15 protein-coding genes and 1 pseudogene are annotated in these 17,023 nt (G+C 72.0%); 7 read left to right on the top strand and 9 right to left on the bottom strand.

All coding sequences use genetic code 11. The annotated features are described in order from the left end of the window. Positions 1-3: 3 nt before the first annotated feature. From ACFZDK_RS19665 to ACFZDK_RS19645, 5 genes are all read right to left on the bottom strand, one after another. Entirely contained in the window at positions 4-1,131 is a 1,128-nt protein-coding gene (locus tag ACFZDK_RS19665) for an acyltransferase family protein (RefSeq protein ID WP_390973995.1), read from the bottom strand. A gap of 309 nt (positions 1,132-1,440) precedes the next feature. Next, positions 1,441-1,899 carry a hypothetical protein gene (locus tag ACFZDK_RS19660; protein ID WP_390973994.1) on the bottom strand — a complete coding sequence of 153 codons (459 nt, stop codon included), beginning with the start codon at positions 1,897-1,899 and terminating at the stop codon, positions 1,441-1,443. Beyond that, the gene (locus ACFZDK_RS19655) at positions 1,883-2,374 is read right to left on the bottom strand and encodes an RNA polymerase sigma factor (protein WP_355715419.1); all 492 of its coding nucleotides are present in this window, start codon (positions 2,372-2,374) and stop codon (positions 1,883-1,885) included. Before ACFZDK_RS19655 ends, ACFZDK_RS19660 begins: the two co-directional genes overlap by 17 nt. 132 nt (positions 2,375-2,506) lie before the next feature. Beyond that, on the bottom strand, positions 2,507-3,109 hold the full coding sequence (locus ACFZDK_RS19650; protein ID WP_390973992.1) for a class F sortase: 603 nt from the start codon (positions 3,107-3,109) through the stop codon (positions 2,507-2,509). Continuing rightward, positions 3,106-3,474, bottom strand: coding sequence for a sortase-dependent protein (locus ACFZDK_RS19645; RefSeq protein WP_390973990.1), 369 nt, complete (start codon positions 3,472-3,474; stop codon positions 3,106-3,108). The genes ACFZDK_RS19650 and ACFZDK_RS19645 overlap by 4 nt, the downstream gene beginning before the upstream one ends. Before the next feature lie 206 nt (positions 3,475-3,680). Between ACFZDK_RS19645 and ACFZDK_RS19640 the strand changes: the two genes are divergently transcribed. The 6 genes and pseudogenes from ACFZDK_RS19640 to ACFZDK_RS19615 all read left to right on the top strand — a co-directional run. Then, entirely contained in the window at positions 3,681-4,118 is a 438-nt protein-coding gene (locus ACFZDK_RS19640) for a transcriptional repressor (RefSeq protein ID WP_390973989.1), read from the top strand. A 96-nt stretch (positions 4,119-4,214) separates the two neighbouring features. Beyond that, positions 4,215-6,404 carry a catalase/peroxidase HPI gene (gene katG / locus ACFZDK_RS19635; protein WP_390973987.1) on the top strand — a complete coding sequence of 730 codons (2,190 nt, stop codon included), beginning with the start codon at positions 4,215-4,217 and terminating at the stop codon, positions 6,402-6,404. Positions 6,405-6,627: 223 nt separating this feature from the next. Further along, positions 6,628-8,331 carry a PHP domain-containing protein gene (locus ACFZDK_RS19630; RefSeq protein ID WP_390973985.1) on the top strand — a complete coding sequence of 568 codons (1,704 nt, stop codon included), beginning with the start codon at positions 6,628-6,630 and terminating at the stop codon, positions 8,329-8,331. Beyond that, positions 8,328-8,933 (top strand): hypothetical protein, encoded by a 606-nt coding sequence (locus ACFZDK_RS19625; protein WP_390973983.1) that lies wholly within the window; start codon positions 8,328-8,330, stop codon positions 8,931-8,933. The genes ACFZDK_RS19630 and ACFZDK_RS19625 overlap by 4 nt, the downstream gene beginning before the upstream one ends. A 155-nt stretch (positions 8,934-9,088) precedes the next feature. Beyond that, positions 9,089-10,933: a M1 family aminopeptidase gene (locus ACFZDK_RS19620; RefSeq protein WP_390973981.1), complete on the top strand. Its 1,845-nt coding sequence runs from the start codon at positions 9,089-9,091 to the stop codon at positions 10,931-10,933. Between the two features lie 84 nt (positions 10,934-11,017). Then, a pseudogene (locus ACFZDK_RS19615) lies at positions 11,018-11,450 on the top strand (amidohydrolase family protein); the annotation flags it as partial. A gap of 121 nt (positions 11,451-11,571) precedes the next feature. Here ACFZDK_RS19615 and ACFZDK_RS19610 read toward each other — a convergent pair. Then, complete coding sequence (locus ACFZDK_RS19610) at positions 11,572-12,882, bottom strand: SidA/IucD/PvdA family monooxygenase (protein WP_390973980.1); 1,311 nt, start codon at positions 12,880-12,882, stop codon at positions 11,572-11,574. A 98-nt stretch (positions 12,883-12,980) separates the two neighbouring features. On the opposite strand from ACFZDK_RS19610, the gene ACFZDK_RS19605 reads away from it, so the two are divergent. After that, complete coding sequence (locus ACFZDK_RS19605) at positions 12,981-13,934, top strand: formyltransferase family protein (protein WP_390973978.1); 954 nt, start codon at positions 12,981-12,983, stop codon at positions 13,932-13,934. Positions 13,935-13,962: 28 nt separating this feature from the next. Here the strand turns inward: ACFZDK_RS19605 and ACFZDK_RS19600 are convergent, their stop codons facing one another. Genes ACFZDK_RS19600 through ACFZDK_RS19590 form a run of 3 tightly spaced genes read right to left on the bottom strand, consistent with a single transcriptional unit; the run spans position 13,963 to position 16,995 of the window. Continuing rightward, positions 13,963-14,856 carry an ATP-binding cassette domain-containing protein gene (locus tag ACFZDK_RS19600; protein ID WP_390973977.1) on the bottom strand — a complete coding sequence of 298 codons (894 nt, stop codon included), beginning with the start codon at positions 14,854-14,856 and terminating at the stop codon, positions 13,963-13,965. 4 nt (positions 14,857-14,860) lie between these two features. After that, positions 14,861-15,967: an iron chelate uptake ABC transporter family permease subunit gene (locus ACFZDK_RS19595; RefSeq protein ID WP_390973976.1), complete on the bottom strand. Its 1,107-nt coding sequence runs from the start codon at positions 15,965-15,967 to the stop codon at positions 14,861-14,863. Between the two features lie 2 nt (positions 15,968-15,969). Beyond that, the gene (locus ACFZDK_RS19590; RefSeq protein ID WP_390973974.1) at positions 15,970-16,995 is read right to left on the bottom strand and encodes an iron chelate uptake ABC transporter family permease subunit; all 1,026 of its coding nucleotides are present in this window, start codon (positions 16,993-16,995) and stop codon (positions 15,970-15,972) included. Positions 16,996-17,023 lie beyond the last annotated feature (28 nt).

Genomic DNA, 17,023 nt, shown 5'->3' with positions numbered 1-17,023 from the left:
CGGTCAGGCCGTCGCCGTCTTCCGCCGTGCCGGATACCGCAGCAGCAGGCGTCGCGCGGGCCGCTCCACGCCCTCGTAGAGGAGCCAGGACAGCACCAGTGACACGGTGAAGGCGGCGGTGGCGACGGCGGCGCCGGTGAGCAGGTCGTAGCGCGGGCGGGTGCCGAGCAGGTGGGTGCCCGCCCGCAGCACCAGCAGATGGATCATGTAGAAGGCGAACGAGAGCTCGCCGAGCCGTACCAGCCACCGGCGCCGCCACAGCGAGGGCAGCCCGCGCAGGTCCGCGACGGCCGCCGCCGGGATGAGGAGGGCGAAGCCGGTGATGGTGCAGGCGGTGGCCGCGTAGTCGTCGGTCACCTGCGGGACCAGGAAGTAGCCGATGACCGCCAGCGCCAGCGAGGCCTCCAGGCCGGGGCCGCGCCACCGGCCGAGCAGGACCAGCCGCGCGGTGGCCGCGCCCAGCGCGAACTCGGGCAGCCGGGCGGCCGGGAAGGAGCTGATCGGCTGGTCCCAGCAGTGGTGCGCGTCCGTCCAGGCCAGGGCCAGCACCGCCAGCACCGACAACCCGGCCAGCACGGTGGCGCCCCGCGCCTCCAGCCGGCGCAGCACCAGCGCCAGCAGCGGGAACGCGGCGTAGAAGAAGGCCTCGCAGGCCAGCGACCAGCTGACCGGGTCCAGGGTCTGCCACCACGGACGCCACCAGGAGTGCACCAGGAACACGTCGGCCAGGCCCTGCGGCAGGGTCGGCCTCGGCTGGCGGGGCAGCGTGAACGCCATGACCAGCGCGACGACGACGGTGACCAGGTGGACCGGATAGACCCGGGCCACGCGCCGCCACCAGAAACGCGGCGCCCGGTCGCCCGGCCGCGCCGACCACATCAGCACGAACCCGGAGAGCACGAAGAAGAACGACACCCCCGAGGCGCCGGCCTCGAACCCCCAGGACATGAAACGGCCGCCGGCGCCGCCGAAGTACCGGAAATTGTGCACGTGCAGGCCGAAGACCAGCACCGCGGCCATCCATCTGAGCCCGGTGAGCGACGGCAGCGAGGGGGCCGGGGTGGACGCCTGGGTACGGGAGGGTGGCGCGGCGGCCGGAGCGGTCGGAGGGGCCTTGGTCGCCGTCGTCATCGAGTCACCTGCCGGAGGGTTCGTGCGTGGAGCATGAAACGGAGCGTTGCCCGTTCCACACCTTTCATTCCGGCCACGTACGAAACATCACACCAACGCCGAGGGGCGGCCTCGGCCATACGGGCCGCAGCGGCCGGATGGGCGGGTGCGACCCTACCCGGACGGCCGACACGGACCGCGGCCCTCGCCCCGCGGCGAAACCCCCTGGTGCGAGGCCCTGGCCCGCGTCTTCGGACCGCGGGCGGCGCACCGGACGACGACACGGGATGACACGAAGGGATGGCGACACCCGGCGCCGTGTTGACGCCGCTACCGGCGGGACTCCGTGGCGACGGCGCTCGGCCGGGCCTCCGAGGGCGCGTCCCGGACCGCCGACGGGGTCGTCGAGGCGCCACGGGTGGGAGCCTGCGTGCTGCGGCTCCGTGTGGGCGCGACGCTCGGGCTCGGGCTGGGGGTGTCGGGAGCCGGAGACGCCGGGGGACGGGACGGGGCCGTCGGGCTGACCGCCGGCGGCGCGAGCGGCACCCGCGGGGACGACGGTGCCGAGGGCGCCGTCAGATGCAGGGACAGCGCGACGAAGGCGGCGACCGCACAGGTCACCCCGGCGCCGGCCGCCGTGCGGACCAGCCGGCGGCGGCCCGCGGCGCGCCGGATCTCCTCGTAGCGGCCCTGCGGCGGACCGAGGTGGGCGGCGGGCGGCCGGAGGAGGACGGCGAGGGGGTCGTCGGGGGCGTCGAAGTCCGGCTCGTCGTCAAAGCGTGTGGTCAAGGCTTCTCCTCAGATGGACGCGGAGCAGTTCGCGGGCCGCGTGCAGATCGGCCTTGACGGTTCCTTCCTTGCGCCCGGTCAGCGCGGACACCTCCCGGATCGGCATGTCAGCGTAGTAGTGCAGCAGGATCGGGACCCGCAGTCGTTCCGGCAGGGACTGCACCAGCAGCCGTACCGAGGGATCCGCCGGCTCGGCGTGCGGGCGGGTCGCGGCCTCCGAGCCGACCTGGCGCACCGCCCGGCGCTCGCGCTCCAGCTTGCGCCAGTGGTCCCGGACGAGATTGGCCGCGGTGACGTAGAGGAAGCCGCGCGGCTCCTCCACCTTCGTCCACCGGGCCCACAGCCGGGTGAACGCCTCCGAGGCGATCTCGTGGGCCGTCTCGTCGTCGTCGACCAGACGGCGGCACCAGCCGGCCAGGCGCGGATACAGGGCGGCGAACAGCTCGGAGGCCGCCTTGTCTCGGGACCGTTTCAACGTTCTCCAGGGTCGTGGGGGCCAGTGGGGGCAGTCCGGGGGCGCTGGGCCCGTGGGATCCGGGTTCGGGGGTTCGTGGGGGAAGATGCGGGTCCGGCGGCGTGCGTTGCGCCGGGCCCGCATCCCGGTGGGTCAGCCGGTGCCCGTCAGCGTGGCGAAGACGATCACGTTGTCGAGGTAGCCGTGCCCGCTGCGCGGGCCGCCGCAGGTGATCAGCCGCAGCTCAGGGCGGTCCACGTCCCCGTACACGTCCTGGGTCGGGAACGCGGACTTGGCCACCGTCCGCACCTCGCCGACGGTGAACGCCGCCGACCTGCCGTTCTCCAGACGCGCCACGACCTCGTCGCCCCGGCGCACCTCGGCGAGCCGGCGGAACACGCCGTCCCCGTAGGCGCCGACCGTGACATGGCCGAGGATCACCGACGGGCCGACCTGCCCCGGTGTGGGGGAGTGGCGGTACCAGCCCGCCCGGTCGTGCGCGGTGATCGGCGGTACCTGCACCGTGCCGTCGGCCGCGAGCCCCAGTCGCAGCAACGGGGTGTCGACCCCGATCGCCGGGACGCGCAGCCGGACCGGCACGGACCGGCCGAGCGCGTGGGGCGTGGCGGACGGCGTGGGCGTCCGCCCCTGGTGGACGGCGGTCGTGGCCGTCCGGTGCGGAGCCTGCCCGGCACAGCCCGCCAGCAGCGAGGCCGTCGCGGCGGTGACGAAGGCGCGCCTGGAGAGCGGGGTCATGCCCCGGTCGCCCGGCGGCGACGGACGGCGAACACCACCGCGCCCGCGGCGAGCGTGACTGCCGCGCCCCCGCCGATCAGCGCGTTCTCGGAGCCGGAACCGGAACCCGAGGACGACTCGGTCACCCCGGTGTCGGCGGCACCCCTCGGCACCTCCGCGACCTGGCCCGAGTCCCGGGTCGGGGCGGGGGTCGCCCCCCGGGTGGGCGCGGTGGACGGCACGGCGGACGGTGCCTCGGAGGGGGCGGTGGACGGCGCGACGCTGGCGACCGGGCTCGGGGTGGTGCCGTCGGCGAACGCGGGCACGGTGCCGCCCAGCACGGCGGTGCAGGCCAGCGCGGTGGCGCTCAGGACAGTTCGGCGCATGAAGACGCTCTCTTTCGTCGGCCCGCCTGGTCGGGGCGGGCTGAGGAACGGATCGAGCGGAGAGACGACCCGGCGCCCCGGCGGGTTGTAAAGAGCCGGCAAAGTCGATCGGCCGGCGGCGGCAAGAGGGCGTTGGCCGGTTCGCCACCAGACTTGAGTGGTTTGTATTCTTGAATCACTCGTGTTTATGAGGATAGGTTGGCTCCATGACCGCATCCCAGACCCCGACGACCGCCGAAGAGCTGCGCGGTGCCGGCCTGCGGGTGACGGCCGCCCGCGTCGCGCTGCTGGAGACCGTCCGCCACGGCGACCACCTCGACGTCGAGGCGATCGCCTCGGGTGTCCGCGAGCGCGTGGGCCACATATCGCTTCAAGCCGTGTACGACGCGCTGTACGCGCTCACCACGGCGGGACTCATACGCCGGATCGAGCCGGCCGGCAGCCCGGCCCGGTTCGAAGGACGCGTCGGCGACAACCACCACCACCTGCTGTGCCGGTCGTGCGGTGCCGTCGTCGATGTCGACTGTGCGGTCGGCGAGGTGCCCTGCCTGACCGCCTCGGACGCCCACGGCTTCGTGATCGACGAGGCCGAGGTCATCTACTGGGGCCTGTGCCCCGCCTGCTCCACCGTCAGCAGTTCCTGAGTGCCTGGTTCCCGAGCACTCGGTTCTTGAATACGCAGTTCCCGAATACGCAGTTCCTTAGTACGTCGATCCGCCCCCTCCGGAAGGATTTCCCCCATGTCTGAGGCCCAGGAAAACGCCGCGGGCAAGTGCCCGGTCGCGCACGACCGCGCCGCGCACCCCACCCAGGGCGGCGGTAACCGCCAGTGGTGGCCCGAGGGGCTCAACCTGAAGATCCTTGCCAAGAACCAGCCGGTCGCGAACCCCCTCGACGAGGGCTTCGACTACGCCGAGGCGTTCCAGGCCCTCGACCTCGCGGCCGTGAAACGGGACATCGCCGAGGTGCTCACCACCTCGCAGGACTGGTGGCCGGCCGACTTCGGCAACTACGGTCCGCTGATGATCCGGATGGCCTGGCACAGCGCGGGCACCTACCGCATCTCCGACGGCCGCGGTGGCGCCGGCGCCGGCCAGCAGCGCTTCGCCCCGCTCAACAGCTGGCCGGACAACGGCAACCTGGACAAGGCGCGCCGTCTGCTGTGGCCGGTCAAGAAGAAGTACGGCCAGTCCATCTCCTGGGCCGACCTGATGATCCTCACCGGCAACGTGGCCCTGGAGACGATGGGCTTCGAGACCTTCGGCTTCGGCGGCGGCCGCGAGGACGTCTGGGAGGCCGACGAGGACGTCTACTGGGGTCCCGAGAAGGTGTGGCTGGACGACCAGCGCTACACCGGCGACCGCGAGCTGGAGAACCCGCTCGGCGCCGTCCAGATGGGCCTCATCTACGTCAACCCGGAGGGCCCCAACGGCAACCCGGACCCGATCGCCGCGGCCCGCGACATCCGGGAGACCTTCCGCCGGATGGCGATGAACGACGAGGAGACCGTCGCCCTCATCGCCGGTGGCCACACCTTCGGCAAGACCCACGGCGCGGGCCCGGCGGACAACGTCGGCGTGGAGCCCGAGGGCGCCCCGCTGGAGCAGCAGGGTCTCGGCTGGAAGAGCACCTACGGCACCGGCAAGGCCGGCGACGCGATCACCAGTGGTCTGGAGGTCACCTGGACCACCAAGCCGACCCAGTGGAGCAACGACTTCTTCAGCATCCTCTTCGGCTACGAGTGGGAGCTGTCCGAGTCCCCGGCCGGCGCCAAGCAGTGGGTGGCCAAGGACGCCGAGGCGATCATCCCCGACGCGCACGACGCGTCGAAGAAGAAGCTCCCGACGATGCTCACCACCGACCTCTCGCTGCGCTTCGACCCGATCTACGAGCCGATCGCGCGCCGCTTCCACGAGAACCCCGAGCAGTTCGCGGACGCCTTCGCCCGCGCCTGGTTCAAGCTGACCCACCGTGACATGGGCCCGAAGTCCCTGTACCTCGGCCCGGAGGTCCCGGCGGAGACGCTGATCTGGCAGGACCCGCTGCCGCAGGCCGAGGGCGAGGCCATCGACGCCGCCGACGTGGCGGCCCTGAAGGCCAAGCTCCTCGACTCGGGCCTCACGGTCTCCCAGCTCGTCTCCACCGCGTGGGCGTCGGCCTCGACGTTCCGCGGCAGCGACAAGCGCGGCGGTGCCAACGGCGCCCGTATCCGCCTGGAGCCGCAGCGCGGCTGGGAGGTCAACAACCCGGACGAGCTCGCCCAGGTCCTGCGGGTCCTGGAGGGTGTCCAGCAGGAGTTCAACTCCGGCGCCAAGAAGGTCTCCCTGGCCGACCTGATCGTCCTCGGCGGTGCCGCGGCGGTGGAGAAGGCCGCCAAGGACGGCGGGGTCGACATCGAGGTGCCGTTCACCCCGGGCCGCGTCGACGCGACCGAGGAGCACACGGACGCCGAGTCCTTCGCGGCCCTGGAGCCCACCGCGGACGGCTTCCGCAACTACCTCGGCAAGGGCAACCGCCTGCGCGCCGAGTACCTGCTGCTCGACCGCGCCAACCTGCTCGGTCTCAGCGCCCCCGAGCTGACCGTCCTGGTCGGCGGTCTGCGTGTCCTGGGCGCCAACCACGGCGGCTCGAAGCACGGTGTCCTCACCGAGACCCCGGGCGTGCTGACCAACGACTTCTTCGTCAACCTGCTCGACATGGGCACGGAGTGGAAGTCGACCTCCGAGGACCAGGACACCTTCGAGGGCCGTGACGCCTCCGGCGCGGTCAAGTGGACCGGCACCCGTGCCGACCTGGTCTTCGGCTCCAACTCCGAGCTGCGCGCGCTGGCCGAGGTCTACGCCAGCGACGACGCGAAGGAGAAGTTCGTGAAGGACTTCGTCGCCGCCTGGGCGAAGGTCGCCGACGCGGACCGCTTCGACCTGGTCTGACCGACCGGGCCCTGATGCCCGGGCCGGCTCCCCGTGAGCCGGCCCGGGCATTGCCGTCTTTACGGCCGCTTGGCCAACTCCCCACCGGTACACGTGCGTAGCGCGCTGCACATGAGTCGTTCTTTACCCCACCATGACCTCGACTCCCGCTGTTCACGCGACCTTCGCAGACTCTGCACGTCCTGAGTCACCCCCCGTACCGGTCGCCCGCGGGAGTACGCGCATGAGCCACGGTCACACTCACGACCACGGTCACCACCACCATCACCACCACTCGGACGCCGACGCCTCGTCGCTGCCGCCCGCCCTCGATCTCTCGGTCCCGGACGCGGAGCTGACACCCGGTCAGCTCTCCCGTCGCTCGATGCTGCGCCGCACCGGCCTGCTCGGCGCCGGTCTCGCCGCCGGCAGCGTCCTCGCCGGCGCGGGCCAGGCCGCCGCCTCGGTCTCCTCCTCCCACTCCCAGGACGGCCGCTCCGCCGGCTACCTGTGGCTGGCCGGCGACCACCACATCCACACTCAGCACAGCTCCGACGCCAAGTACCGGGTCATCGACCACGTCCGGCAGGCCAACGCGCACGGCCTGGACTGGATGGTCATCACCGACCACGGCAGCGAGACCCACGCCAAGATCGGTGTCGAGAAGGTCAACCCGGACATCGTCGCGGCCCGTGACCAGATCGACGACACGCTGGTCTTCCAGGGCCTGGAGTGGAACATCCCGGCCGCCGAGCACGGCACCGTCTTCGTCCACCCCGGCAAGAACGAGGTCGCCGTCCTCAAGGAGTTCGAGACCTCCTTCGACGGCTCGGTCAAGGGCGCCTCCGCGAGCACCCCGGCCAACGAGGCGCTGGCCATCTCCGGCCTCAACTTCCTCGCCGAGCAGGTCCAGCGCCGCAAGGTCAAGGACGCCCTGTTCCTCGCCAACCACCCGGCGCGCAAGGGCATCGACTCCCCGCACGAGATCCGTGCCTGGCGCGACGCCCAGCCGTCGATCGCCGTCGGCATGGAGGGCGCCCCCGGCCACCAGGCGGGCGGCCTGCCCAAGCCGAACGGTCCCGGCTCCGCCCGCGGTATCTACGACAACAGCCCGAGCGCCGACTCCTTCGCCGGCTACCCGCTGGAGAGCTACCGCACCTGGGGCGGCTTCGACTGGATGACCGCCACCGTCGGCGGCCTGTGGGACAGCCTGCTCGCCGAGGGCAAGCCCTGGTGGATCACCGCCAACTCCGACTCCCACAACGTGTACGCGGACACCGCGGTGCGCGGCCCGAACAGCGACTTCAACGCCAACGGCCGCTACAACGACCCGGTGTACGGCGGCACGATCAGCCTCACCGACACCGACTTCTGGCCCGGCCAGTACTCCCGCACCCACGTCGGCTCCGCCTCCTTCTCCTACAAGGCGGTCATGGACGGCATCCGGGCCGGCCGTGTCTGGGTGGACCACGGCGGCCTGATCAGCGGCCTGAACGCGCAGCTGCGCTCCGGCTCGCGCGCGGTGACCCTCGGCGACGTGCTGCACGTCAAGAAGGGCAGCCAGGTCGACCTGGTCATCGAGATCAGCCTCGCCAACGGCCCCAACTGGGCGCAGTTCGTGCCGACCCTGGCCCGCGTCGACGTCATCCAGGGCGATGTCACCGGCGCCGTCGCCGACAAGGACACGTTCGCCACGCCCGCCACCAAGGTCGTGAAGTCCTTCGACGTCAACAAGTCGACCGGCTCGGTCCGGCTGACCTACTCCCTCGGCCGCCTCGACAAGCCGGTCTACGTCCGGCTGCGCGGCACCGACGGCAACCGCTCGGCGGTCGGCATCAACGGCGCCGCCGTGGACCCGGCGGGCCCGGCCATCGACGTCCTCGCCGACGCCGACCCGTGGAAGGACCTCTGGTTCTACTCCAACCCGATGTGGGTCCTGCCCGCATGACCTCCCCGTACGACCCGTCCGGCGTCCGCCCCGTCATCGGGGTGGATGCCGGTACGGCGACCCTGCGCGAGGCCGACCACCTGATCCACGGGCTGCTGGGCCGACTGGCGCTCACGGCGGACGCGTTCGCCTGCACCCACCTCCACCGCACGGACGAACGCCGGGGCACGACCGTGTCGCTGGCCGTCGCCGACGCGGACGCGGACGCGGTGTGGCAGGAGCTGGTGAGGTCCCTGCCGGAGGGCACCGGGCTCGCCCTCGCCGACCGCGCCCACGGCCCGGCCGCCGCGGTGGACGGCGCCCGGCTGGCGGCCGCCGCGCCCCCGGACTCCGGCCGGGCCGTGGTCTACCCCGGCGTCGAGCACCTGACCGGCACGGTCACCGCGGCGGACCTGCTCGACCGCACGGCCATCGAACGCCTGGTCGTGATGGGTGCCCCGGCCGCCGAACTCCCGCCCGCCACCGAGGTGATGACCCAGGACCACGTACGCCCGGAGTGGCGCGCCGGCGTCCTCGCGCTCACCCTGGTCCCGGCGGCGGGCGGCCTGCTGGCCCCCTTCGAGGTCCCCAACCCCACCCCGTGCTGCGCGGACCACGCCTGACCCGAGGGTAACCCCTTAGTGACATGGCCTGGTCAAATCTGTCAGGCTTCCGACTCGCACCACTTCGTCATGCGTGAGGCCGCCACCGGCGCACCCCAGCCGGCCCGGCGGCCACCGAGCAGGCCGGGATCCCGGCCTCCGCAAAGGAGTCTCGTGTGAGATCGACCCCCCACAAGGCCTTCGCCACCAGCGCGTTGGCCGTCGCGGCACTCGCCGCGGCCCTGCTGCCCGGCACCTCGGCGTCGGCGGCCGAACCGGTCGCCGCGGCCTGTACGTCGAGCCAACTGATCACCAACGGCGGCTTCGAGAGCGGCACTTCACCCTGGACCCAGTCCTCGACCAGCGTGATCACCAGCCGCTCCGGCCAGTCCGCCCACGGCGGTTCCAGCTTCGCCTGGCTGGACGGCACCGGCGGTACCCACACCGACACGCTCTCCCAGAGTGTGACCATCCCCTCCGGGTGCGCCGCCACCCTCACCTTCTGGCTGCACATCGACACCGCCGAGACGACGAGCTCGACGGCGTACGACAAACTCACGGCGAAGATCGGCAGCACCACGCTGGCGACCTACTCCAACCTCGACAAGAACACCGGCTACGTCCAGAAGTCCTTCGACGTCTCGGCGTTCGCGGGGCAGACCGTGACCGTCGCCTTCACCGGCACCGAGGACTCCAGCCTCCAGAGCAGCTTCGTCCTCGACGACCTCGCCCTGGACACCTCGGCCGCCACCACCCCGGGCGACACCACCCGCACCCCGGCCTCGCCTTCGTACACCGTCAGCCTGACCAGCAACTCCACCGGCACCGGCTGGACCGGTCACGAGAGCGTGAGCTTCACCAACGCCTCCGCCACCGCGCTCAGCGAGGTCTACCTCAGGCTGTGGGACAACTACCACGGCACCTGTTCGGCCCCGCCGATCACGGTCAGCAACGTCACCGGCGGCACCGCCGGCGCGCTGTCCGTCGCCTGCACCGCCCTCAAGGTCGACCTGCCGACACCGCTGGCCCAGGGCCAGAGCACCACGATCGGCTTCGACCTGGGCATCACCGTCCCCAGCGGCGCCGACCGCTTCGGCTACGACGGCGCCTTCAGCATGATCGGCAACGCCCTGCCCGTCCTCGCGGTCCGGGACGGCTCCGGCTGGCACCTGGACCCGTACACCAACAACGGCGAGTCCTTCTACTCGCTGGCTGCCGACTTCAAGGTGACCCTGGACCACCCCAGCACCCTGCTGGTCCCGGCAACGGGCACCTCGGTCGACACCCCCGGCACCAGCGGCCGTACCGTCACCACCGCCACGGCCACCAAGGTCCGTGACTTCGCCTGGGCGGCCGGGCCGTTCACCAAGATCTCCGGCACCTCCACCGGCGGGGTCCCGATCAACATCTACTCCGTCTCGGGCATCAGCTCCTCCAACGCCCAGTCCATGCTCAGCACGGCCAAGACGGCCGTAGACGCCCACGCCGGCCGCTTCGGGGCCTACCCCTACGGCGAGTTGGACGCGGTCATCGACAACAACTTCTGGTTCGGCGGCATGGAGTACCCGGGCTTCGTCCTCGACCTGGTCAGCACCACCGCGCTCACCCACGAGATCGGCCACCAGTGGTGGTACGGCATCGTCGGCGACGACGAGTACAACAGCCCGTGGCTGGACGAGGCGTTCACCGACTACGCCACCGATCTGGCCCTGGGCAAGACCGGTACCAGTTGCTGGAGCAGCGTCTCCTGGGCCTCGGCCGACGAGAAGATCACCAACTCGATGGCGTACTGGGACGCGCACTCCTCCCGCTACTCCACCGTCGTCTACGGCTACGGCAAGTGCGCCCTGCACGACCTGCGCCGCCTCATCGGTGACACCGCGATGACCAACCTCCTCAAGAGCTACGCCAGTTCGCACTGGTACGGCGTCTCGACCACCGCCGAGTTCAAGGCGGCGGCCCAGGCGGCCACCAGCACGGACCTGACGTCGTTCTGGACCACCCACCGCATCGACGGCTGACGGTTCCACCCGACCGATCCGGATGCGGGACGGCCCCGGCCAGGGGTCGTCCCGCGTGCGTCGATGTCCGAGTGACGTGGGATTCTGCCGCGCTTCGCGGAGTTGGGCGTCACCGCGGGCGTCCAGCCCCGGCACGCGACGGACGACCGCGATGTCGCGGACCGGTACTGGGCCGGCCGCACCGGACGCGCCTTCGCCCACGCCGACCCGCCGGCGGCCGGGGCACGGCTGGAGTTCGGATCGGACGCCCCCGTCTCCCCGCTCGACCCCTGGCTCGCCGTCGCCTCCGCCGTCAGCCGTACCGACGACGGCCGCCCCGCCTGGCATCCCGAACAGCGCCTGCCGGTGCGGGACGCGCTGGCCGCCGCCCGCGGGCGCCGGCTAGTCCGGGTCGGTGACCCCGCGGACCTGGTGCTGGTGGACGCCGACCCGCCGGCGGCGGACCCGGACACGCTCCGCACCATGCCGGTGCACGCCACGATGACGGAACGGCCGCTGGACCCACGGACCGTACTGAGACCGCACCGCGACGCCGTTCCCGACGGTGTCCGGCGTCCGTGATCGGAGGAACGGGCCGTGGGAAGCCCCGTGGCCCGGACGGGACCGTACCGTCCGGGCCACGGGAGTGCGGGGGCCGGTCAGGCCGCCGCCAACCGGTCGGCCAGCACCGAGCGGTGGATCTCCGCCGCCCGGACCGCCACGGTGGACAGCAGGGTGCTGGTGAGGCCGTGGGTGTGCTCGGTGCCGCCCTGGAGGTAGATGCCGGCGCTGACCTCCGGCGCCGTCTCCACGCGATGGTCCCGGCCCACCCGGATCTCGTCCCCGTCGTCCTTGAGGCAGAGCTTGGCCGCGTCGCCCATGAGCGTGGCCAGGTCGCGGGGCCGGTAGCCAGTGGCGAGTACCAACACGTCGGCGGGGAGCGCCTGTTGCTCGCCGGTCGGCAGGAACTCCACGGTGACGTCGAGATCGCCGTCCGCGCCGGGGGCGACCTCACGGACCCGGGAGACGTTCAGGAAGCGCAGCCGCTCCCGGCCCGCCACCTTCTCCCGGTAGGTGGTGGCGTACAGCGACTCGATCAGATCCATGTCGACCACCGAGTAGTTGGTGGAGCGGTGGTAGTCGAGCAGGGACTGCTTCACCTCGGACGGCGCCGAGAAGTAGACGTCGACCGCCTCGGGATCGAAGATCCGGTTGGCGAACGGGCTGTCGTCGGCGGGCGTGAAGCCGTACTTGGCGAAGACCGAGCACACCTCCGCCTCCGGGAACGTGCGGTGCAGGTAGTCCACCGTCTCGGCGGCGCTCTGCCCGGCGCCGAGCACGACCACCCGCCGCACCGGGGCGCCGGTCCGGGCGAGTTGCTCGGACCGGGGGATCAACTCGCTGTTGTGCCAGATCCGTTCGGCCAGGTCGAGGCCGGGCGGCACATGCGGTTCGAGGCCCATCGCCACGCTGATGTTGCGCGCCCGGTGGGTCACGGCCGCCCCGGGGCGTGCGGTGTCCCGGCAGGTGACGTCGAAGAAGACCACCTGGCCGTCCTCGTCGCGCACCGGATCCACCGCGATCACCTGGCTGTCGTACGCCACCAGGTGCGCGACCCGCGCCGCCGCCCACGCGAAGTACTCGTGGAACTCCATCCGCAGCGGGAAGAGCGTCTTCTGGTTCAGGAAGTCGATCAGTCTGCCCTGTTCGCGCAGGAAGCACAGGAAGCTGAAGTCGCTGGTCGGGTTGCGCAGTGTGACGAGGTCCTTGAGGAAGGAGACCTGCATCGTGGCGTCGTCGATCAGCATGCCCCGGTGCCAGCCGAACCGCGGCTGGCGTTCCAGGAACAGGGCGTCGGTCCGACGGTCTGCCGCGAGACCCGCGTTGTGTTCTTCAACCGCTATGGACAGGGCGAGATTTGACGGGCCGAAACCTATCCCGACGATGTCGTGGACGACGTCGGAACCCATGACCGGTGATTTCACCTTGGCATCGCCTCCCTCAGGCAGCCTCATGCTAGATAAGGTAAGGCTTACCTAGCAATGGAGTCTCGGAAGGGAAGAACCACATGCGGGTCGTCATGCTCGGTTACCAGACCTGGGGCCACCGCACGCTGCAGGCGCTGCTGGACTCCGACCACGAGGTCGTCCTCGTCATCACGCACCCCGAGAGCGAGCACGCCTACGAGAAGATCTGGGACGACAACGTCGCCGAGCTGGCGGAGAAGCACGATGTGCCGGTCCTGCTGCGCAACCGCCCCGACGACGCCGAACTCCTCGACGCGGTACGGGAGTCGCGGCCGGACATCATCGTCGCCAACAACTGGCGGACCTGGCTGCCGCCCGAGCTGTTCGACCTGCCTCCGCACGGCACCCTCAACGTCCACGACTCGCTGCTGCCGGCCTACGCCGGGTTCTCCCCGATCATCTGGGCGCTGATCAACGGCGAGGAGCGGGTCGGGGTGACCGCGCACCGCATGAACGCCGAACTCGACGCCGGGGACGTCCTGGTGCAGCGTTCGGTGCCGGTCGGGCCCACCGACACGGCCACCGACCTGTTCCACCGGACGGTCGACCTCATCGCGCCCATCGTCCGCGAGTCGCTCGACCTGATCGCCTCCGGCCGGGACGCCGGCCAGTGGGTGCCGCAGGACCGGACCCGTGCCAGCTTCTTCCACAAGCGGTCGGCGCAGGACGGCCGGATCGACTGGAGCTGGCCCGCGGAGCGGCTGGAGCGCCTGATCCGCGCGCAGTCGGACCCGTACCCGAACGCCTACGCCTTCCACCGCGGCGAGCGGCTGAGGATCGTCTCCGCCGCCGTCTCCCAGGGGTGCTACGGCGGTACTCCGGGCCGGATCTTCATCCGGGAGGGGGACGGCGTGGTCGTCGTGGCGGGCGCCGACGCGTACACCGGGCGCTGCCGGGGGCTGCTGGTCCGCCGGGTGCGCACGGACGACGGCACGGAGTACGCGGCGGCGGACTACTTCCGCACGATGGGCGGGTACCTGACGTCCCGTCCCTGAACGGGTCCGGGCCGGACCCCCGTCCGGCTCACTCGACGCCTGCTGCCAGTGCGTCCTCCGTCTCGCGGGGGTCGCCGCCGCCGTCGTGGTGGTGGCGGCCCAGCGGGATGACCATCGGCGTGCCGCTGACCGGGTCGGGGGTGATCCGGCAGCGCAGGTCGAAGACGTCCTCGACGGTGGCCTCGGTGACCACCTCGGCCGGTGCGCCCTGCGCGACGATCCGGCCCGCCTTCATGGCGATGACGTGATCGGCGTACCGGCAGGCCTGGTTGAGGTCGTGCAGCACCATCACCACCGTGCGGCCCTCGCGCCGGTTGAGGTCCGTGATCAGGTCCAGCACGTCGATCTGGTGGGCGAGGTCGAGATAGGTGGTCGGCTCGTCCAGGAGCAGTACGGGGGTGCCCTGGGCGACGGCCATCGCGATCCACGCGCGCTGCCGCTGGCCGCCGGAGAGCTCGTCCACCGGCCGGTCCGCCAGCTCGGTCAGGCCGGTCGCCGCCAGCGCCGCCCGCACGGCCTCCTCGTCGGCCGCCGACCACTGCCGCCACCAGGTCTGGTGCGGGGAGCGCCCGCGGTTGACCAGGTCGGCGACGGTCAGCCCCTCGGGCGCCACCGGCGTCTGCGGCAGGATGCCGAGGGTGCGGGCGAGTTCGCGGGTCGGTAGGGAGCGCAGGGCGGTGCCGTCCAGTTCGACGACGCCTTCGCGTGGGGCCAGCAGCCGGGCGAGGGCGCGCAACAGGGTCGACTTGCCACAGGCGTTGGCGCCGACGATGGCCGTGATCCGGCCGGTGGGCACGGTGAGGTCGAGGCCGGCCACCACGGGCCGTCCGTCGTAGGCGAGATGGAGGCCGCGGGCGCGCAACTCGGGTCCGGCGGCACGCGGTTCGAGGGAGCCCGGCGTGCGCGGGTCGGTGGTCGACATGGGATCAGCCTCCAGAGCCCGCGCGGTTGGCGCGGATGAGCAGCCACAGCAGGACCGGCGCGCCGAGGACGCCGGTGACGATCCCGACCGGCAGTTCCGTCCCGGGGACCGCCTCACGTGCGAGGAGGTCCGACCCGAGGACGACGAACGCGCCGGTGAGACCGGAGACGAGCGGGGGCGGTGACGAGGTGCCCGCGAGACGCAGGGCGATCTGCGGGCAGGCCAGCGCCACGAAGGCCACCGGGCCGGCCGCGGCCGTGCCGAAGGCGACCAGGCCCACTCCGGTCAGCAGCAGCGCCAGCCGGACCGGCTGGACGGGGGTGCCGAGCCCGGCGGCCACGTCGTCGCCGAGCTGGAGGGTGCGCATCCAGCGGCCGAGGCCCAGGGTGACCGGCAGCAGCACGGCGAGGGCGATCGCCAGGGAGTCCACCTGGCTCCAGGTCCGGCCGTTGAGGTTGCCGACCAGCCAGCCGAGGGCCTCCTCCGCCTCGAACCGGTTGCCGCGTGCCACCAGGAAGTCGGTGGCGCTGGTGCAGATCCAGGACACGCCGATGCCGACCAGGATGATGCGGTAGCCGGTGGCCCCGCCCTTCCAGGCCAGCACGTACACCAGCAGCGCGGTCGCCAGTGCGCCCAGCAGGCCCAGCGTGGACAGTCCGAGGCCGCCGGTCCAGCCGAGGACCACCGCCCCCACCACCGCGGTCCCGGCGCCCGCGGTCAGCCCGATCATGTCCGGGCTGGCCAGCGGGTTGCGGGTCATCGTCTGGAACACGGCCCCGGAGACCCCGAACGCGACCCCGGCCAGCAGCCCGGTCAGGGCGCGCGGCAGCCGCAGGTCCTGGACGACGGTGACGGTGCCCGGATCGCCCACCCCGAACAGGGCCTTGACGACCTCGGGAAGGGTCACCGGATAGTCGCCGAGGGCCAGGCCCCAGCAGAACAGCGCGAACGCGCCCACGGCCAGGAGCACTCCGGTCAGCACCAGACGCGGGCGCAGGATCCCGGAGACCGGGGGAGCAATGAGCCGGATGGGCCGGTCGCGCAGCGCGGACCGGATCGGAGCGGCGGGGGAGGACTGGGTCGGCACGGCGGGAGAAGACGGAGCGGTCATGCTCACACCTCCGCGAGCTTGCGTCGGCGGACCAGGGCGATGAAGAACGGGCCGCCGAGGAAGGCGACGAGGACACCGGCCTGGATCTCGGTGGGCCGGGCCACCATCCGGCCCACGATGTCGGCGGTGAGCAGCAGCACCGGTGCCAGCGCGGCGGACAGCGGCAGCAGCCAGCGGTGGTCGGGGCCGATACCGGCCGCCTGGGCGAGCACCCGGGCGATGTGCGGCACGACCAGGCCGAGGAAGACCACGGGACCGATGACGGCGACCGACGCGCCGGTCAGCAGCACGATCGCGGTCACGCCCTGGAGTCGTACCAGACCCAGCCGCCGCCCCAGGGAGGCGGCCACGTCGTCGCCGAGCGCCAGGCTGTTGAGGGCGGGGGCGCAGGACAGGGCGAGCACGGCGCCGACCGCGAGGAACGGCAGGATGCGCAGCAGGTCCCCGGAGTCCTGGTCGGCCAGGGTGCCGGCGGACCAGAGGCGGTAACGGTCCAGCGCGTCCTGGTCGGTGAGCACCACGGCACTGGTGAGCGAGGAGAGCAGCGAGGTGACGGCCACCCCGGCGAGCGCCAGCTTCACCGGGGTCGCCCCGGACCGGCCCAGCCGCCCGAGCAGGAAGACCAGGACGCTCGCGGCGAAGGCCCCGGCGAACGCGAACCACACAGAGACGTAGAGCGATCCGACCCCGAGCACCGCGACCGACACGACGATCGCGAAGGACGCCCCGGCGCTCACCCCGAGGATCCCGGGGTCGGCGAGGGGGTTGCGGGTCAGGGCCTGCATCAGCGCGCCCGACATGCCGAGCGCGGCGCCCGTGGTCAGGCCGAGCAGGGTGCGCGGGATGCGCACCGACCAGATCACGTTGTCCACGAGCCGGCTCGGCGGATGCCCGAGGACCGAGCGGACCACCTGGTCGGGCGGGACGCTCAACGCGCCCAGGCCCACGGAGAGGAGGGACAAAAGGACCAGGAGGGCGACGATCACCGTCACCAGCACCGTGGTGCGAAGCCTTCTGCCTGAAGCCACTTGCCGGTCTCCATGCGGTCGTCCGGTG

The organism is Streptomyces sp. NPDC007901 (assembly GCF_042959465.1).
Lineage (GTDB): Bacteria > Actinomycetota > Actinomycetes > Streptomycetales > Streptomycetaceae > Streptomyces.
The sequence above is the reverse complement of the archived record's forward strand: the minus strand, read 5'-3'. Positions and strand labels throughout refer to the sequence as shown.

Bases quoted from the DNA above. Each gene is read 5' to 3' on its own strand.
- ACFZDK_RS19665 (WP_390973995.1), bottom strand. From the start codon at position 1,131: ATGACGACGGCGACCAAGGCCCCTCCGACCGCTCCGGCCGCCGCGCCA.
- ACFZDK_RS19650 (WP_390973992.1), bottom strand. From the start codon at position 3,109: ATGACCCCGCTCTCCAGGCGCGCCTTCGTCACCGCCGCGACGGCCTCG.
- ACFZDK_RS19645 (WP_390973990.1), bottom strand. From the start codon at position 3,474: ATGCGCCGAACTGTCCTGAGCGCCACCGCGCTGGCCTGCACCGCCGTG.
- ACFZDK_RS19640 (WP_390973989.1), top strand. From the start codon at position 3,681: ATGACCGCATCCCAGACCCCGACGACCGCCGAAGAGCTGCGCGGTGCC.
- katG (WP_390973987.1), top strand. From the start codon at position 4,215: ATGTCTGAGGCCCAGGAAAACGCCGCGGGCAAGTGCCCGGTCGCGCAC.
- ACFZDK_RS19630 (WP_390973985.1), top strand. From the start codon at position 6,628: ATGAGCCACGGTCACACTCACGACCACGGTCACCACCACCATCACCAC.
- ACFZDK_RS19625 (WP_390973983.1), top strand. From the start codon at position 8,328: ATGACCTCCCCGTACGACCCGTCCGGCGTCCGCCCCGTCATCGGGGTG.
- ACFZDK_RS19610 (WP_390973980.1), bottom strand. From the start codon at position 12,882: ATGGGTTCCGACGTCGTCCACGACATCGTCGGGATAGGTTTCGGCCCG.
- ACFZDK_RS19605 (WP_390973978.1), top strand. From the start codon at position 12,981: ATGCGGGTCGTCATGCTCGGTTACCAGACCTGGGGCCACCGCACGCTG.
- ACFZDK_RS19600 (WP_390973977.1), bottom strand. From the start codon at position 14,856: ATGTCGACCACCGACCCGCGCACGCCGGGCTCCCTCGAACCGCGTGCC.
- ACFZDK_RS19595 (WP_390973976.1), bottom strand. From the start codon at position 15,967: ATGACCGCTCCGTCTTCTCCCGCCGTGCCGACCCAGTCCTCCCCCGCC.